The organism is Stagnihabitans lacustris, from assembly GCF_025950525.1.
In the GTDB taxonomy this organism is placed as follows: domain Bacteria; phylum Pseudomonadota; class Alphaproteobacteria; order Rhodobacterales; family Rhodobacteraceae; genus Stagnihabitans.
This window is the reverse complement of record NZ_JAPDGS010000001.1, coordinates 353,034-370,089: the sequence shown is the minus strand read 5'-3', so window position 1 is coordinate 370,089 and position 17,056 is coordinate 353,034. Positions and strand designations below refer to the sequence as shown.

Sequence of the window (17,056 nt, the reverse complement as noted above, 5' to 3'; positions counted from 1 at the left end):
GCTCCTCAGATATTGGCCCAGCCGCCGTCGATCACATGGGCGACACCGGTCGTATAGGCGGATTCGTCGCTGGCCAGATAGGTGACAAGCGCCGCGATTTCTTCGGGACGGCCGATGCGGCCGATGGGTTGGCGGGCGATGAAGGCGCGCTTGGCGGCCTCATAGTCTCCGGTGTCGCGCAGGCGTTGATCCAGCGAGGGGCTTTCCACCGTGCCCGGGCAGATCGCATTGGCGCGGATGCCTTGGCCTATGAAATCGGCGGCGATGGATTTCGTGAGGCCAATGACGCCGGCCTTGGTGGCGCCGTAGACAAAGCGGTTGGGCGCCGCCAGGACAGAGCCCGCGACCGAGGCCATGTTGATGATCGACCCGCCCCCCGCTGCGATCATCGCGGGCAAAAAGGCCCGGCACATCCGATACATGGCCGTCATGTTCAGATCGACCGAAAAGGCCCATTGATCCTCGTCACAGTCCAGGATCGTGCCAGAGGCCACAAAGCCCGCGCAGTTGAACAGGACATCGACCGCGCCGATCTCGGCGGCGGCGGCCTCGACTGCGGCCTTGTCGCGGACGTTCAAAAGACGGGTCGTGATGCCATCAAGCCCCTGCAGGGCCTCGGCGTTGATGTCGGTGGCGATGACTTCGGCGCCCTCGCGGGCCATCATCAGGGCCGAGGCGCGGCCGATCCCCTGCCCCGCCGCCGTCACCAAAGCCGTCTTGCCTGTCAGCCTGCCCATCATCGCCTCCCTGTGTGACTTGGTCTTAAACTGACATGTCAGTTTTGGGAACCGCAAAAGCCGGGGCCGGGACGCAATAATTTTCGCCGGGAACCCGGGTCAGCCGTGAACAGGCGCCTTGCCGGAATTGGCGCGGTAGGGGCGGGACACATCGGTCAGGCTGACCTCCAGCGCATCGACCGACAGTTCGACCGCGCCATCCCCGGCAAAGACCAGCCGGATCAGGCCCGCGCCCTCTTCCAGCGGGGTGAACGACACCTCCAGCAGCGCCACGACCACATCGGGGTCGCGCGCAATGCCCTGGGCGCGGACGGCCAGCACATTGTCGAACACCAGCAGCGAGCGCACCCGTTCATAGGGACGCTTGGCGGCTTCGGCGGCGGTGCGGTCCTCGTGGCGGAACCGGTTCAGCAACAGCGCAAAGCGGTGGTGCTTGCGGGCCCAGGTCATGTCCGAGGCCGGCAGAACCGCATCCTGCACCAGCGCCGCCAGCACCTGCAAATCCCCCGGCTCCTGCGCCATCAGACGCAGGGGGGACTCGTCGCCATCCTCGAAGCGCGCATCGGTCATGCGCGGACCCGCTCGATCTGGGCGCCACAGGCGCGCAGCTTTTCCTCGACCTTTTCGTAGCCGCGGTCCAGGTGATAGACGCGGCTGACCACCGTTTCCCCCTCGGCCGCCAGTGCCGCCAGGATCAGACTGACCGAGGCCCGCAGGTCGGTGGCCATCACCCGGGCCCCCTTCAGCTTGGCCACGCCATGCACCGTGGCCGTGCCGCCATGGACCTCGATATTGGCCCCCATCCGGGTCAGTTCCGGGGCGTGCATGAAGCGGTTTTCAAAGATCCGCTCTTCCAGCACCGAAGTCCCCTCGGCGGTGCAAAGCAAAGCCATCATCTGCGCCTGAAGATCGGTCGGAAAGCCCGGGAAGGGCTCTGTCACGACATCGACCGCGCGCACCCGGTCGCCACGCCGCGAGACTTTCAGACCGCGTTCGGTTTCCGTCACCGAAACCCCCGCCGCATCCAGCTTTTCGGCGAAAGCGCCCACCAGCTCCATCCGGCCGCCGATGCACTCGACCTCGCCGCCGCAGATGGCCGGGACCAGCATATAGGTGCCAAGTTCGATCCGGTCGGCCACCACGGGATGCGTCGCGCCATGCAGCCGGTCAACGCCCTGGATCGTGATCGTGGACGTCCCTTCGCCGTCGATCTGCGCGCCCATGGCCCGCAGGCATTGCGCAAGGTCGACGATTTCCGGCTCACGCGCGGCGTTCTTGATCACCGTGGTGCCCCGCGCCAGCGTCGCCGCCATCAGCGCGTTTTCCGTGGCGCCCACCGACACCAACGGAAAGTCGATGACCGCGCCCCGCAGCCGCCCGCCCGGCGCGCGGGCATGAAGATAGCCGTCCTTCAGCTCGATTTCCGCCCCCAAGGCCTCCATCGCGCGTTGGTGCAGGTCCACAGGCCGCGCGCCAATCGCGCAACCGCCCGGAAGCGAGACCACTGCATGGCCATCGCGGGCGAGCAAAGGCCCCAGCACCAGGATCGAGGCCCGCATCTTGCGCACGATGTCATAATCGGCGGTGTGATTGGTGATCCCGTGGCTGGACATGGCCAGGACCTGGCCCTGTTGCAGGCCTGCGACCTCGGCCCCCAGCGACTGCAACAGCTGCGTCATCGTGGCGATATCGGAAAGCCGTGGCGCATTGGTCAGGGTCAGCGGCTCTTCGGACAGCAAGGTCGCCGGCATCAGTGTCAGGCAGGCGTTCTTGGCCCCCGCAATCGGGATTTGGCCCTTCAGCGGCCCATTGCCGCGCACCAGAATCGAATCCATGCCTGCCTCACTCTTTTTCTATGGGGGTCATTGCCCCGGATTGTGGTTCGTCAGCGCCCCTGCGCGCCCGTGTCTGGGCCTTGCGCCGGGCCATGTTGGCCTTGAGCGCAGCCTTGAGCCGGGCTTCTTTTCCGCTTGCCGCCTTTGCAGGCTTGGAGCTTTCGGGGGTCTGGGGCGCATCCGTCATGCCGCCTTCTACCCCAAGGGCGCGGGGTGGTCCAGTTCTTGCAAAAAACCCTCTTGCACCCCGGCAACATGCCGTCTAATAAGCCGCCACCGACGATGAAACACCGCAAAATCGTCCGCCGGCGCTGCAGTAGCTCAGTGGTAGAGCACTCCCTTGGTAAGGGAGAGGTCGAGAGTTCAATCCTCTCTTGCAGCACCATTTCTCATCAGAAATACCCTAGAAAGCAACGCGTTGGCCGGACTATGTCAGCGCCGCTCCCCCTAAATCCCTTTGCCGCCCTGCGTCTCTTTTTCTCGGGTTTCCGTGACGCCGCAAAGCCCTGGGGTTTTCTTTTCCGGCTTTGCGGAAAGGCTAACCCTTCATGACACCCCCGACAGGCCGCCCGCTTTCCACCTTCAGCGCAGCAAAAGCCGGCAAGGCAAGCTTGAGATGGGCGCCTTGTTGCGCCAGGCTCATCGCGCAAGCGGGCCAGGGGGGGGCGAGAAGGGAAATTTGGCAATATGCCTGGTCTTGTTGCATCATGGCAGATCCCCAAAACAGCCTAGCGGTTTGAACGAAAGACAAGAACGATGAGCATGAATCCCGTTGAGGAACAGCGCAGCATAATAGATCAACTCCATCGGATCGTGAGCGGAAGTTGCCCCGCCGATGCAGCCTCGGCCTCATGTCGTTTTGAGTATCTGAAATGCGAGGATGGGAGCTGCAGCGTCACGCAGGTGTTTGAATACGTTCAGCATGGCAAGTCCGTTTCAGCGGTTCTGGACAGGGCGTTGCGGGCTCCCGTCATGACTTTGGTCAAGGACCTGCACGCGGCAATCGAGGCGCATACAGGGGGCGACTGGCAGGCCTTTGTCCTGGCGGTAAATCAAGATCACAGTGTGACTGTGAGATTCGAGTATCCAAACGAGGGGCTCCGGCGCCACCTTGCCGCCCGCTTGCAACACCATTTTCCCGTGATGGTCTATCCGCTTCTCCCGCAAGCTTTGGCCCGGACAGGCGTTCGATGATGCCCGGCACATTGGGGCACGGGAGTGGGCAACTGAAGGGACAGGCTTTGCAGCCTTCGCTTGCCAGGGTGGCGAGCTGGGCCTTGGTCTCGGCTGGAAAGATGATGCCAAGGCCTGCGGGAAAGGCCCGGTCGATCTGGGCCTTGGCAAAGGCAACGCGCCACAGGTTGCGCAACAAGGATTGGCCCGCGCCGACATCATTCATCGCGACGCACAGGCCCGGAACCTTCAGCCGCTCCAGCCTGGCCAGGGTCTCTTTCGTCAAAACCGTCTCGGCGATCTCGGCCTCCAACCGGTCGGGCGCCAGCGCCGCCCCACCGCCTGCACCACCCCCGAATGGGCCAGTTGCAGGGGCAAAAGAGTGACAGCCACCCGCAGCGCCCCGGGCCAACCGGCCGCAGCCGTGCAGGCCAGGGCCAGACCCCAACCGCCTAGGGCAGGATCAGCCCCGCTTCCTCGGTCAGCGGGATGACGTCGTCGGGTTGGACCAAGCCGCGCTCGGGAAGGCGCCAAGGCAACGGCGCCACGAAACAGGTCAGGCGGCGCGTGCCGACCTCGACGAGGGGTTGAAAGAACGGCTCGAATTCCTGCGCGGCCCAGGCCCTGCGCAGGTCATTTTCCAGGGCGCGTCGGGGCACCCGCGCCAAGGCCTTTTGACGCCGGTCAAGGAACACCGCAATTGGGCAAGGCGGTCAGCCCGTCGTGATGCGGTCCGGGGCCCCGAACCTTTTGGCGACGTCAAAGCTGATGCCTGTGATCTTTTGCGCCCGGCCCCGGGCGGCGCGCTCTATACGGCAGAAGGTCTTGATCCAGCGCAGGCCGCGGCCGCGTGGTGGGATAGGATACTGAATGTGGAAATCGGGCTTGCCGGTCGCGGAATGAGTGACCGCACGCACGGACACCCGGGCCGCGATGTGGCCGGCGGGGTCAACCAACTCCAGTCAGCGCCCCGGCCTGCCGCTTCGACGGGTCCAGCCCTTCTGGGCCCAAAAGAGCGCAGAGCCGGTCAGGACGCGCCTTGGCAGTCGCCTTGCCAAGGCGCCGCCCTACGCAAAGCGCAACCGCACTTCGCTTTGGCTGAGCGCGCTGAAGGTCTGCTTGGCCTGCGAGATGTCGCGCAGGATGGTCGAAATGCCCACGATCCCCCGCCGGATCGCGGATCGGCGACAGCGTCATCGACACATCCGGCATGCGCCTCCGTGCTTCGGGCGGATTGAAAAGACGCCATTCTTGCATGACAAAACCGCTTTTCCGACGGCGACGGCGTTTGCGCATAGCCGCGATTTTCCCCACATCAGGAGTGTAGGGATCGGTGGAAAACCACTTTGTGCCCCGCAAGAGCCCCTTCGAGAGCGGCCGGAACCACAAGCCGCCAAAGGACTGCCCCTCATTGGCAGCAACAAAGCTCGTTGACTTTTTCGGGGCCCTCGTATTGAAATCGTCTCAGACGCCCGGGGTGAAACGGATCTCGGGAATTGGCTTTGGAATTCAGGGGCTGCCGGTCTAAATGATGTTCAGACATACAAATTTGGAAGCCGCTTTGCGACTCGGCTTGGATGCACCGGATATGACGCATCGGGCAATGGCGGAAAACCTGCAGTTGGAAGAGGCCGTTTCAGACAAGCGCCGAGTGCTCTTCGAGAAGGAGCTGATGTCAAAGGGCGTCTCCACTTGGGAAGATCTACGTCAAGGCCAGATGGATTACGTCAGACAGTATGTAAAGACCAATTTGACGCAGCCACATACATTCATGGACGCCCTTGAACCGGCAGGCTTCACACCTGAGAATCCGGCTGAATTCCTCGTTCGTCTTGAAATACTCTCGGTCCCGCTCAAGGAGCACGGCTGGAGCTTTAAAGATTTGAACGACGCGCGTGTCGGGAATCACACGCCCGGCCTCAACAGCTTTTGCAACACCTGGAACAGCTTGCGCGATCACCGACCCGCATTTTCGACTTTGTTGTCTTCGGTTGCGGACGCCGTCGAAAGCCCTGGTTGGGCGGAAATATTGCGCGACCAACTTGGCCTTGCTCATTTCGATGGCGCGCATGTCCCGTTGCCCGTCGCGCTTTGCAAATTTTCGGTGAAGGATGTTTGTCGCGAATGGACGAACAGCCCGCCTTGGCAAACCAGCACGCCGATTACCAAGCCAACTGTCCTGGACAGTGATCTGTGGGAGCACTACTTCCCGGCCCCGCGGACGGTGCCACATGGTCAGGCCATGGCTTTGACCCCCTGCACCGACGCCGCTGCCATCAAGTTGGAACTTCTTAACGCCCGTGTGACATACCGACCGGAGAATATCTGGAAAGTCGGTCAGATCGTGACACGGGCACCATTGTCGGATATCACCTCCTTGCGGCGCAGTCACCGCGAGGCGCTGGAACACGCTCATGGCGGGTTCGGAGTATGACACCAACGATGGCACTGACAGACGCAATGCGGCACCCTTGGCTCGCCAAACTTGAAGCTGCGCCCTTGGCCAGCGTTTCCGACTTCTTGGCCGGATATGCCGATGTCCGCCCTTTCAACCGCGTTGATGCTCCGGATGCTGCAACCATGCTGGTCGGGCATTTGCCTGCCGATGATCCAGCGCGCGAGGCGCTTGGCGCTGGCCTGCTGGAGTGGCTGGACACAAAACGGGCGAGCGCTTTGCCCAACATGCCGCCGAAATTGCAGGATTACATTCGCCAAGTTTGCGAAGCCTTCCAAATCGTAGCCTTGCTTGATCTGAAGGCCGCTGCCCACGAGCTGCGCAAAAAGTATGTCGTCTGGTTCGCTTGGGCCAGCCAGCTTGACCTTGGGCCGTCGCGCGACGCGCGAGCGAGTTATTTGCGCATGTTGGCCAATACGCAAATCACCGTCGCCGATCTTCAGGCGGATGGTGATTCGCTTGCCCCCTTCTGGACGCGACTGTGCCGAGAGGCCGGCTCGCAGTTCCCCGCCGGATATCTGCAAATAGGTTTGCTGGGCCTGCGCCGCCTCCCCAGCGTCAAGCAGGGCGGGCAACCCTGGATCGGCGGTTTGGCAACTTGGGCGCTGGCGCACAACCCCTCCAAGCCAGAATTCCTCGCAGAATGGTATCCTCTCAAGCGTCTGCATCCGACGAAAAAGGACACCGTCAGGCAACTGATTTTCGACACTCTATCAAGTGATCCCTTTGCATCGAGCGGTGTTACTCCGCCTGGCTGGTGGGAGAACGACGCCGATTTCCGCGAAGACAAGCAGACCCAGAGCGTTGCGCCCAACTTGTTTCCACCACCGAAATGGGTCCATGAAGGTATCATTTCCGATTTGGAGAAGAATCAGTCATATTCAAAATTGTTGCCCAAGCTGAACGACATGGTGAGCCGTCACGAGGCTTACAAGGATGCGACTGGAAATGGTTATTTTCTGGTTCGGTCTTTTTGCAATATCGGATCTCGCTTGCTGAAATCAACAGGGGACTCAGTGCACGAGCGCGCGCGCTTCGCGGAGAAACTTGCGCGTGCGGCGTTGCAGCATGAACCTGGCAATTTGAATGGCTGGGGCCTTTGGCGTGACTCGCTCTTCAATCAGGGGGCCTTTGAAGCTTCGGTGGCGATTGGTTGGGAAGCCATCAAGCGGCTGCCCGATGATCCCCTGAAACGCACGGGGCTTGCTGAAGTCTTGATTGCTCTGGATCGTTCGGACGAAGCCTTGGAAATTGTTACGACCGCAATGGACCAAGGGATTTGTCACGGGCTGACCTATGCGATCGCCGCGCGCATTTACGACAGCAAGGGAAATAGAAGCGCGGCTCTGAACGTATTGACTGCTGGACTAAAGGCCCACCCGGACGATTCGGGGCTGCTGAAAGCAAAGATGCGCTTTGATCAAGTCCGGCCCCTCTCCCTGGTGTCCGGCGCAAAGGAAAGCATGCTCAAGGCTATCGTTTCGACGGATCCGGACGATACCTTGATCGCGCTGGAGCGGAGTGGCAGGCTTCGTCAACTGCGGCCGCGGCTGACGGTCGATCAGACGGCCATGGCAGAACTGAAAAGGACCCTGTCCGAAGATCCGACCTTTGCCTATGCGCAGCTGCTTGCCGCACGTCACAGCCTCTGGCGTGCCGAGGAACATGCCCTTCCCCCCTTCGCCGCGGCGTTTGAAGAGGCTTTGGCAGAAGCGGATGTCGAAAAACTGAAGGCCTTGGCCGAACAGATGCCGCGTATGGCCTCTCTGATCCTGCTGGCCCGTGCGATTCTGGGAGACATGGTCGCAGCCCGCGAGGTCTCCGGTCGCTTGGCCAATCCTCATCGCAAGGACGACGCGCAGGTCAGCACGATCCTGCGGGGGCGGTTCAAGCCGGTGGCCGACTTGATCGAGGGCGGCACAGAGCCTTTGGAAGCCATCGGGGCTCATGCCGACCACCTGCGGCTCGCCATCTATGATGCCAACGAGGCGGTTTCGTCGGTCGACCTTTTCGTGGCCTGAGGCCCTTGCGTCGGCCAGATGGCGGGACCTCAAGCTGGCAAGGGATGCCTTTCAGGCGTCCCGGCCCATGCACAGCCGCCGCGTGATCCCGAGACCGCGGCGGCCTTTGTCACGCGCGGACGCCCCAAACGCAGCGCCCAGATACCGGACAAGACCGATCTGGCACCGACGACCCGCCTTGCCCCAAACACGGCGGCGCCGGAAACCCGCCCCTTGCTCCGCTTCAGTCCAATGCGGCGCTTGCCCTCGCGGCGGATATGGATCGCCTTTGGCCAAAAGCTCCCCCGTGGCACAGCACCCGAGGTCAGGCCCCTGGCGCGCGCATGGCCTTGGGGAAAGCGGCTTCGATCGCGTCTTTCACCGGTTCAAGGTGGCGCAGATACCAGAAGGGCTCGAAGGCGCGGTCATTGATCTTGGCAATGGCCTGCTCCAGCGGTTCGGGATGCAGAAGAGAACGTCCGACCGACAGCGCATAATCCAGGAATTTGAAGTTCGTCTTGCCGACCCAGGGCCCATCCGACCAGAAGTTCGGAATCCCATAGGCATCGGCCACAATCAGACCATGCAGACTGCTGGAGATGATATACTCACAGGCGGCGATCTTGCGCACGACCGCGCCACCATCCGCATTTCGCACGTCGATCAACGTCAGACGCGGGTCCGACCGCAGCGCGTTGATGAAGTCCCTTTCGCGATATTGCGAGTGATGCGGCACCACACCGATCCGATGCGCCTTTTCGACCTTGCCATAGACGCGGTCGGCCAGAAGTCCCGGGTCTCCCATGGGCAGATCGCCATGGCCGGTCACGATCGCCGAAAGCGGCCCCCGGCAGGACACGACCCTGACATGGTCGTTTTGCGCATAGCCGGTGACGCCGGGCGTTGGGTCCATGACGCCACTGCCCCATATCGTCTTGGGCGGCCCTTCCTTCTTGTGGACGACCCCGGCCACAAAGGCCATGACGCTGCCAATCGCCAGAAGCTCGCAATCTTGTGGCGAGGCCCATTGGACCGGGCGCCCACTGACATGGGACACGATATCGGTGTTGATGGCATCGCCAAAGTTGGGATGGTCGTTCCACCAGAACAGCTTGATCGGCGTCATGCGTTTTCCCTTGGTCGCTTGCCTGCCTGCTTAATCCGCCCGCTGCGAAAAGGGCAAGCGCGCTGTTGCGCTCAGCCGCATTTGCTATGGCCGCAGTCGTTGCAGGTCATGCAGCCCTCTTTCATCTGCAGCGCATAGGACCCGCAAGAGGGGCAAGCGCTTTTCGGAGCGCCCCCCCCATTGGAGGCCCCCCCATTTGAAGACAGCGCCACGATCTCGGCCTGGGGGTCGGATTTCAGGCCCAGGCCCTCGCCGGCGATGAAGTTGATGGCGATCAGGTGGCGTTCGATCACCCCACCGATGGCGGCCAGGATCGAGGGGATATAGCGCCCCTCCATCCAGGCCCCGCCGCGCGGATCAAAGACCGCCTTCAGCTCTTCGACGACGAAGGAAATATCCCCGCCGCGCCGGAACACCGCCGAGATCATCCGCGTCAGGGCGACGGTCCAGGCGTAATGCTCCATGTTCTTGGAGTTGATGAAGACCTCGAAAGGCCGGCGATGGCCCGCGATCAGGATGTCGTTGACGGTGATATACAGCGCGTGTTCGCTGCCCGGCCATTTCAGCTTGTAGGTCTGGCCCTCCAGCGCGGCGGGGCGGTCCAGCGGGTCGGACAGATAGACCACTTCACCGCCCTCGACAGGGGCTGCAGGTTTGGCCTCGGTCGAAGACACGGTCAGCACCGAGCCCGTCACCGCATTGGGCCGATAGGTCGTGCAGCCCTTGCAGCCCTGATCCCAGGCGGCAAGGTAAACCTCCTGAAAGTCGTCGAACGAGATATCCTCGGGGCAGTTGATCGTCTTGGAAATCGAGCTGTCCACCCAACGCTGGGCCGCCGCCTGCATCTTGACATGGTCCAGGGGCGCCAGGGTCTGGGCGTTGACGAAATAGTCGGGCAAGGGCGCATCGCCCTTCAGGTCGCGCCACAGGCGGACGGCGTGGTCGACGACCTCTTCTTCGGTGCGGCTTCCGTCCTTTTGCAGGACCTTGCGGGTATAGGCATAGGCAAAGACCGGCTCGATCCCCGACGACACATTGCCCGCAAACAGGCTGATCGTGCCGGTCGGCGCGACCGAGGTCAGAAGCGCGTTGCGGATGCCATGGCTGGCGATCTGGTCCCGGACATCCGCGTCCATGCCCATCATGTTGCCCGAGGCGAGGAAGGCCTCTGCCTCGAACAGCGGGAAAGCGCCCTTTTCCTTCGCCAGCCCGACCGAGGCCAGGTAAGAGGCCCGCGCAATGGCCTTCATCCAGGCCGAGGTCTGGGCCACGGCCTCATCCGACCCATAGCGCAGGCCGACCATCAAAAGCGCATCGGCAAGCCCCGTGACGCCAAGGCCGATCCGCCTTTTGGCTTGCGCCTCGGCCGCCTGTGCCGGCAAGGGAAAGCGGCTGGCGTCGACGGTGTTGTCCATCATCCGCACGGCCAAGGCGACCAGATCGGCCAACCGCGCCTCGTCGATCCGCGCCGCGTCGGTGAAGGGTTCAGTGACAAGCGCCGCCAGGTTCACGCTGCCCAAAAGGCAGGCGCCATAGGGCGGCAGGGGCTGTTCACCACAAGGGTTGGTGGCGGCGATGGTCTCGGCATAGGACAGGTTGTTGGCCGTGTTGATCCGGTCGATGAAGATCACACCCGGTTCCGCGAAATCATAGGTGTTGCGCATGATCCGGTTCCACAGGTCGCGCGCCTGAACGGTCTTGTAGACGCGGCCGGCAAAGACCAGCTCCCAGGGGCCATCGGCCTTGACGGCGGCCATGAACGGGTCCGTGACAAGCACCGAGAGGTTGAACATCCGCAAGCGGGCGGGGTCTTTCTTGGCCTCGATAAAGGCCTCGATATCGGGGTGATCACAGCGCATCGTGGCCATCATGGCGCCGCGACGCGACCCGGCAGACATGATCGTGCGGCACATGGCGTCCCAGACATCCATGAAGGACAAGGGGCCGCTGGCATCCGCCGCCACGCCCTTGACCTCGGCGCCCCGCGGCCGGATCGTCGAGAAGTCATAACCGATGCCGCCGCCCTGCTGCATGGTCAAGGCGGCCTCTTTCAGCGCGTCGAAGATGCCGCCCATCGTGTCGGGGATCGTGCCCATGACAAAGCAGTTGAACAGCGTCACGGCGCGTCCGGTGCCAGCGCCTGCGGTGATCCGGCCCGCGGGCAGGAACTTGAAATCCTCCAGCGCGGTGTAAAAGCGGTTCTCCCACAGGACCGGGTCCTGTTCCACCGAGGCCAGCGCACGCGCAATGCGGCGCCAGGTGTCCTCGACAGAGCCGTCAATGGCGGTGCCATCGGCCTCTTTCAGGCGATACTTCATATCCCAGATCTGTTCGGCAATGGGGGCATGGAAACGGGACATCGCGGGTTCCTGTCGCAGGTCTAGTGGTTCATCTTCGGGAAATGGCTAGATAGAGGAGGGCGCGCGCTTCGTCCATGCCCCCGCAAGAATAAAAACACTGGTCCCTCCTGCGGCGCAAATCAAGACCATTCTCCTGGCGGTCCGCCCCTTGCCGCCGCCCGTGACAGCCCTATGCTGCATCCCATGATTCATATCCTGAAACTCTGCGTCGGCGCCGAAAGCGTCGAAGACCTTGCCCAGTGGCAGACCCAGATGGCCCATCACTGGAAGCCGGGGACGGCCGAACACATCACCCGCATGTGGCCCAAACGCGAGGCCGATGTGCTGGAGGGGTCGCTATACTGGGTCATCAAGGGCGTGATCCTGGCGCGGCAAAAGATCCTGGACCTGGACCGCCGCGACGGGGCCGATGGCATCCAGCGCTGCGCCCTGGTTCTGGACACCAAGATCCACCGCACCGAGCCCGCCGCCCGCCGCCCGTTTCAGGGCTGGCGCTATCTTGCACCGGATGAGGCGCCCCGCGACCTGACCCGGTCGCGCCCGCGGGAAGAGGCCCTGCCCCCTGGCCTGGCCGAAGCCATGGCGGAATTCGGCCTCCGCTAGGGGCGGGACGCCTTCGCGGGACCTGCCGACTGGATCGCTCCGCGCAAGTCCCGCCCCCTGCCCTGCCGACGGCAAGACCAGCGCGCTCGGCCCGGTCCGCTGCGCGCGGGCCCGTCTTTCACCGACACAAACCCACCCGGGTGGGTCAAGGGAGGGCCGGAGGCCCTTCCTTGCGGGTGGGGGGTCGGGGGGAGGGCAGCGCCCTCCCCCCGCGTCCTCCCGGAATTTGCCGCGGGGCTTTGCCCCGTTGCAAATTCCGGGACCCCGCCAAGGCCATGTCGCAAATGGGCTGCCATGACCGCGGGCCCCGTGCCACAAGGGCGCATGAGCCCCACACGCCCCCTCTGGCTAACCGCCGCCCCCGTCCTGTTCCTGCTGCTGTGGTCGGCCGGATTCCCGATCGCCAAGATCGGCATCGCCCATGCCGAGCCGATGACCATCCTCGCCCTGCGCTATACGGCCGTGCTGGTGCTGCTTGCGCCGCTTGCCCTGATCCTGCGCCCGCCGATGCCCCGGACCTTCCGTGCGGGCCTGGATGTCGCCGTGACCGGCTTTCTGATCCAGGTCGTCTATTTCGGCCTGTGCTATCTGGCGTTCAAATCCGGGACCTCTTCGGGGACCGTGGCCATCGTGGTCTGCCTGCAACCGATCCTCGTGGCGCTTCTGGCCCCCCGTTTCGCTGGGGAAAAGGTTTCGCCCCGGACCTGGGTCGGGCTGGCGCTGGGGCTTTTGGGCGCGGGCACCGTCATCCTGTCCCATGCCGAGCTGAAGACCCAGGGCGCCTTCGGCCTGATCTGCACCGCCATCGCGCTGTGCGGCATGACCGGCGCGGCGCTTTACGAAAAGCGTTTTGGCGTCACGCAGCATCCGATCACCGCCAATCTGATCCAATATGCCGTGGGCGCCGCCGTGACCCTGCCCCTTGCCCTTGCGACAGAAAGCACGCGGATTTCATGGGACGGCGAATTCCTCGCCGTCATGGCCTATCTGGTGCTGGGCAACTCGCTTTTGGCCATCTCGCTTTTGCTGGCGATGATCCGCGCCGGAGAGGTGGCGCGGGTCTCGGCGCTGTTCTACCTTGTTCCGCCGCTGGCGGCCCTGTTTGCCTGGCCGCTTTTGGGCGAGGCCCTGGCCCCCCTGGGTTGGGCGGGGATGGGTTTGGCGGCAGTGGGCGTCGGGCTGGCCAGCCGGCGCGCACCTTGACGCCCCGGGGAGGTTTCACACCTCCCCGGACCCCTCCGTGGGATATTTATGAAAAGATGAAATGAGTTAGAAGCCGATGCGCTGGATCAGGGCATCCAGGCCCGGGTCGGTCGCAAGCGCCGAGCGGTAAAGCGTCGCCTGGCTTTGCAGGATCAAGCCGTCCGACAAGATCTTCAGGTGGTTGGCGCGCAACGTCTCACCGCTGGAGGTGATATCGGCAATCGCCTCGGCGGTCTGGTTTTTCACCGTGCCTTCGGTGGCGCCCTGGCTGTCGGTCAGCTGGTAATCGGCCACGCCATGGGTGGCCAAAAAGTCGCGGACAAGGCGGTGGTATTTCGTGGCGATCCGCAGCCGGTGGCCATGGGTCCGGCGAAAGGCGCTGGCGGCGGCGTCCAGATCGTCGAGCGTTTCCACGTCGATCCAGGCGACCGGGATGGCGATGACCAGGTCGGCATGGCCAAAGCCCAGCGGCGCGATTTCGGTCACTTTGGTCTGCCAATGGGCCAGCTTGTCGCGCACCAAGTCGGTGCCCGTCACGCCCAGGTCGATGCGGCCGGCGGCCAGCTCGCGGGGGATCTCTCCGGCGGACAACAGGACAAGCGAGACATTGTCCACGCCCTCGACCTGGCCGGAATATTCCCGCTCGTTGCCGGTGCGCGACATTTTCAGGCCGCGGGCGCCGAACCAGTCGAAGGTCTTTTCCATCAGCCGCCCCTTGGACGGCACGCCGATGCGGATCATGGTGCCGACCTCAGTTCTGCCATCAGATGCGGGCGCAGGATGCCGCCCACGGCGGGGATCGACTGGCCGCGGCCCAGCACCGTTGTCAGGGCGTCATATCGGCCGCCGGTGGCCAGCGTTTCCGCCCCGTGGCGGAAGGAAAAGACGAAGCCGTCGTAATATTCCATCGCGGCGCGGCCGTGGCTGGCTTCGAAGGCCAGGGTTTGCGTGTCGACACCGCGGCGGTCCAGCGCATCCAGCCGGCGGCCGAAACGGTCCACCGCCGGGGCGATCGAGGGCAGATGGGGCGCGATGGCCTGCAGATGGGTCAGCGCCGCGCGGGCCGGGGCCTGCAGGTGCAACAGGTCGTAAAGCATGGCCGCGGCAATCGCCGGGATCGGCGGGGTCTGGGCATCTTCGCGCAGCGCCTCGGCGCGGGCGGCGATTTCGGCCACGTCGCGCAGGCCGACGACGGGGCCCGCCTGCGCGATCAGATCGGCAGGCACGCCGGTCGACAGGTGCTGCAACAGCGCGGCGCGGGCCGGGGACATGGGCGCGCGCCCCGAGAACCGGTCCAACAGCGCGCGAAACCGCGTCGGCCGCCAGATATGGCGCAACAGGGCCGATTTGCGGCGCGGGGTGGTTTCCAGCCCTTTCACGGCGGCCATCAGGATGCCGATATCGCCGGTAACAGGCTGGGCGGGCAGGCCTTTCAGTGCATCACGGAAAAGGGCGAAGACCTCGGCGTCGGCCTCTTCGGGGGACTGGCGGTCAAAGACCTCATAGCCCACCTGCAGCGTTTCGGGGGTCTCGGCGTCTTGGCGGAAGACCTCGCCCATATAGCAATAGCGCGCGGGCTCGGCGCCGTGAGACATATGGGCCTGGACCACGGGGACGGTGAAGTCGGGGCGCAACATCATCTCGCCGCGGTCGGGGTCCTGGGTCACATAGGCGGTGGCGCGGATATCCTCGCCGTAAAGGTCCAAAAGGGTTCCGGCGGGCAGCAAGAGGTCGGCCTCGACCGGGACGGCACCCGTGGCGCGAAAGGCGTCGAAGGCCGCCTGGGCCTCGGCGCGGATGGCGGCCTTGATCAGCATGGGGCCTCGGGGCGCAGCAACTTGGTCATTGGTCCAGCATCTTCCGGACTGCGGCCACCAGGTCCGCGCGGGGGATCTCGACCTGGGCGGGGCGGGATTTCCATTCCTCAAGGCTGGCGCCCTCGGCGATCTTGGCGCCAAGGATCAGGTCTTTCAGGATGACGGTTCCGGTGGCGGCCTCGTTGGCGCCTTGGATCACGGCGACCGGGCTTTGGCGTTTGTCGGCGTATTTCAACTGGTTGCCGAAGTTCTTGGGGTTGCCGAGGTAGACTTCGGCGCGGATGCCGGCGTTGCGGAGGTCGGCGACCATGGCCATGTAATCGGCCATGCGGTCGCGGTCCATCACGGTGACGACCACAGGGCCGGAGGTGTCGGCCGTGACGCGGCCCTTGGCGCGCAGCGCGGCCAAGAGGCGGTCGACGCCGATAGAGACCCCGGTGGCCGGCACGTCCTGCCCGGTGAAGCGCTTGACGAGGCCGTCATAACGCCCGCCCCCGGCGACGGAGCCAAACTGGCGCTTGCGGCCCTTTTCATCGAGGATTTCGAAGGTCAGCTCGGCTTCATAGACCGGGCCCGTGTAGTAGCCGAGGCCCCGGACGACTGAGGGGTCGATAAGAAAGCGCGCGTCCGTGTAGCCTTGGCTGCACAGGATGTCATTCATCAGACGGAGTTCTTCAACCCCTTGCCTGCCGACCTCGGTTGATCCAACCAAGTCGGAAAGATGATCCAACATCCGCTTATTCCAAACATGACGGGCATAGGAATAGTCCGGGTTCGGGCGCGTGTCTGGCGGAATGATTGAAACCGAATACCGAGCGTGATCGAGAAGTTGCATGCGCTGTTCATCGCCCTCGTCCCGCGCATTAGTCGCTTCGAGGGCAAGCTTTTCGAGCACGATCGAGTAAGCACCGACAAAGGCCATAATCTTTTCGATTTGTAGGTTCGAAAGCCCCGCGCCCTTGGTGAAATCGCCGCTTTCGTCCTTGCGGCCCTCGCCCAACAGCGCACGCACCCCCGCATCGCCCAGGCGGTCGATCTTGTCGATGGCGCGCAGGACGATGCCGCGCTCGGCCTCTTTGTCGTCGCCGGCGAGGCCCGCGACCTCCATCACCCCGTTCAACACCTTGCGGTTGTTGACCTTCACCACATAGTCGCCGCGCGGAATCCCCACGGTCTCCAGCGCGTCGGACAGCATGGCGCAAATCTCGGCGTCCGCCGCCACCGAAGAAGACCCCACCGTATCGGCGTCGCATTGATAGAACTGCCGGAACCGCCCCGGGCCGGGCTTTTCGTTGCGCCACACCGGGCCCATCGCATAGCGGCGATAAGGCGAGGGCAGGTCGTTGCGGTATTGCGCCGCAACCCGGGCCAAGGGCGCGGTCAGGTCATAGCGCAGGGCCAACCAGTCCTGATCCTCGTCCTGCCAGGCGAAAACCCCCTCATTCGGGCGGTCGACATCGGGGAGGAACTTGCCCAATGCCTCGACCGTTTCCACAGCCGAGGTCTCCAGCGGGTCAAAGCCATAGCGGTGATAGACCTCGGCGATGCGGTCCAGCATCGCCTTGCGCTCGGTCACTTCGGCACCGAAATAGTCGCGGAACCCCTTGGGGGTCTCGGCGCGGGGCCTATAGGTCTTTTCAGCGCGGATCTTTTCGGCCATGGGTCTGCTCCGGTAAAGGTCGCGCCCCTGTTAGCCCGTCAGCCGCCGCGCTTCAAGCCAAAGCCCACAGGAAGGCCGCCGGCGCCC

The 17,056-nt window shown here is 63.9% G+C and carries 15 protein-coding genes and 1 tRNA gene; 6 read left to right on the top strand and 10 right to left on the bottom strand.

From position 1 onward, the window contains the following. Positions 1-5 precede the first annotated feature (5 nt). The 4 genes from NX862_RS01840 to NX862_RS01825 form a co-directional block, all read right to left on the bottom strand. Positions 6-740, bottom strand: coding sequence for an SDR family oxidoreductase (locus NX862_RS01840; RefSeq protein ID WP_264492166.1), 735 nt, complete (start codon positions 738-740; stop codon positions 6-8). 96 nt (positions 741-836) lie between these two features. After that, on the bottom strand, positions 837-1,307 hold the full coding sequence (locus NX862_RS01835; protein WP_264492165.1) for a DUF2948 family protein: 471 nt from the start codon (positions 1,305-1,307) through the stop codon (positions 837-839). Continuing rightward, positions 1,304-2,572: a UDP-N-acetylglucosamine 1-carboxyvinyltransferase gene (murA, locus tag NX862_RS01830; RefSeq protein WP_264492164.1), complete on the bottom strand. Its 1,269-nt coding sequence runs from the start codon at positions 2,570-2,572 to the stop codon at positions 1,304-1,306. The genes NX862_RS01835 and murA overlap by 4 nt, the downstream gene beginning before the upstream one ends. 7 nt (positions 2,573-2,579) lie before the next feature. After that, on the bottom strand, positions 2,580-2,759 hold the full coding sequence (locus tag NX862_RS01825; RefSeq protein WP_264492163.1) for a hypothetical protein: 180 nt from the start codon (positions 2,757-2,759) through the stop codon (positions 2,580-2,582). A gap of 123 nt (positions 2,760-2,882) precedes the next feature. Between NX862_RS01825 and NX862_RS01820 the strand changes: the two genes are divergently transcribed. Continuing rightward, positions 2,883-2,957, top strand: a tRNA-Thr gene (locus NX862_RS01820). 371 nt (positions 2,958-3,328) lie between these two features. Next, the gene (locus NX862_RS01815; RefSeq protein WP_264492162.1) at positions 3,329-3,766 is read left to right on the top strand and encodes a hypothetical protein; all 438 of its coding nucleotides are present in this window, start codon (positions 3,329-3,331) and stop codon (positions 3,764-3,766) included. A 431-nt stretch (positions 3,767-4,197) separates the two neighbouring features. Here the strand turns inward: NX862_RS01815 and NX862_RS01810 are convergent, their stop codons facing one another. Next, positions 4,198-4,404, bottom strand: a complete 207-nt coding sequence (locus NX862_RS01810; RefSeq protein ID WP_264492161.1) for an EAL domain-containing protein — start codon at positions 4,402-4,404, stop codon at positions 4,198-4,200. Between the two features lie 872 nt (positions 4,405-5,276). Here NX862_RS01810 and NX862_RS01805 point away from each other — a divergent pair. Beyond that, positions 5,277-6,179 carry a hypothetical protein gene (locus NX862_RS01805; RefSeq protein WP_264492160.1) on the top strand — a complete coding sequence of 301 codons (903 nt, stop codon included), beginning with the start codon at positions 5,277-5,279 and terminating at the stop codon, positions 6,177-6,179. An 8-nt stretch (positions 6,180-6,187) separates the two neighbouring features. After that, the gene (locus tag NX862_RS01800) at positions 6,188-8,221 is read left to right on the top strand and encodes a tetratricopeptide repeat protein (RefSeq protein ID WP_264492159.1); all 2,034 of its coding nucleotides are present in this window, start codon (positions 6,188-6,190) and stop codon (positions 8,219-8,221) included. 304 nt (positions 8,222-8,525) lie between these two features. Here the strand turns inward: NX862_RS01800 and NX862_RS01795 are convergent, their stop codons facing one another. Continuing rightward, positions 8,526-9,326 (bottom strand): polysaccharide pyruvyl transferase family protein, encoded by an 801-nt coding sequence (locus tag NX862_RS01795; RefSeq protein ID WP_264492158.1) that lies wholly within the window; start codon positions 9,324-9,326, stop codon positions 8,526-8,528. 71 nt (positions 9,327-9,397) lie between these two features. Continuing rightward, positions 9,398-11,686 carry an adenosylcobalamin-dependent ribonucleoside-diphosphate reductase gene (locus tag NX862_RS01790; RefSeq protein WP_264492157.1) on the bottom strand — a complete coding sequence of 763 codons (2,289 nt, stop codon included), beginning with the start codon at positions 11,684-11,686 and terminating at the stop codon, positions 9,398-9,400. A gap of 174 nt (positions 11,687-11,860) precedes the next feature. On the opposite strand from NX862_RS01790, the gene NX862_RS01785 reads away from it, so the two are divergent. Both NX862_RS01785 and NX862_RS01780 read left to right on the top strand, forming a co-directional pair. Then, on the top strand, positions 11,861-12,289 hold the full coding sequence (locus NX862_RS01785; protein ID WP_264492715.1) for a DUF1489 family protein: 429 nt from the start codon (positions 11,861-11,863) through the stop codon (positions 12,287-12,289). 324 nt (positions 12,290-12,613) lie between these two features. Next, positions 12,614-13,492: a DMT family transporter gene (locus NX862_RS01780; RefSeq protein ID WP_264492156.1), complete on the top strand. Its 879-nt coding sequence runs from the start codon at positions 12,614-12,616 to the stop codon at positions 13,490-13,492. Between the two features lie 66 nt (positions 13,493-13,558). On the opposite strand, the gene hisG is transcribed toward NX862_RS01780, so the two are convergent. The 3 genes from hisG to NX862_RS01765 are packed head-to-tail and all read right to left on the bottom strand — an operon-like array spanning position 13,559 to position 16,969. After that, entirely contained in the window at positions 13,559-14,233 is a 675-nt protein-coding gene (hisG, locus tag NX862_RS01775; RefSeq protein WP_264492155.1) for an ATP phosphoribosyltransferase, read from the bottom strand. Beyond that, a complete protein-coding gene (locus tag NX862_RS01770; RefSeq protein WP_264492154.1) occupies positions 14,230-15,309 on the bottom strand; it encodes an ATP phosphoribosyltransferase regulatory subunit in 1,080 nt (359 codons plus the stop codon). The genes hisG and NX862_RS01770 overlap by 4 nt, the downstream gene beginning before the upstream one ends. A 25-nt stretch (positions 15,310-15,334) precedes the next feature. Then, complete coding sequence (locus NX862_RS01765; protein WP_264492153.1) at positions 15,335-16,969, bottom strand: histidine--tRNA ligase; 1,635 nt, start codon at positions 16,967-16,969, stop codon at positions 15,335-15,337. Positions 16,970-17,056 lie beyond the last annotated feature (87 nt).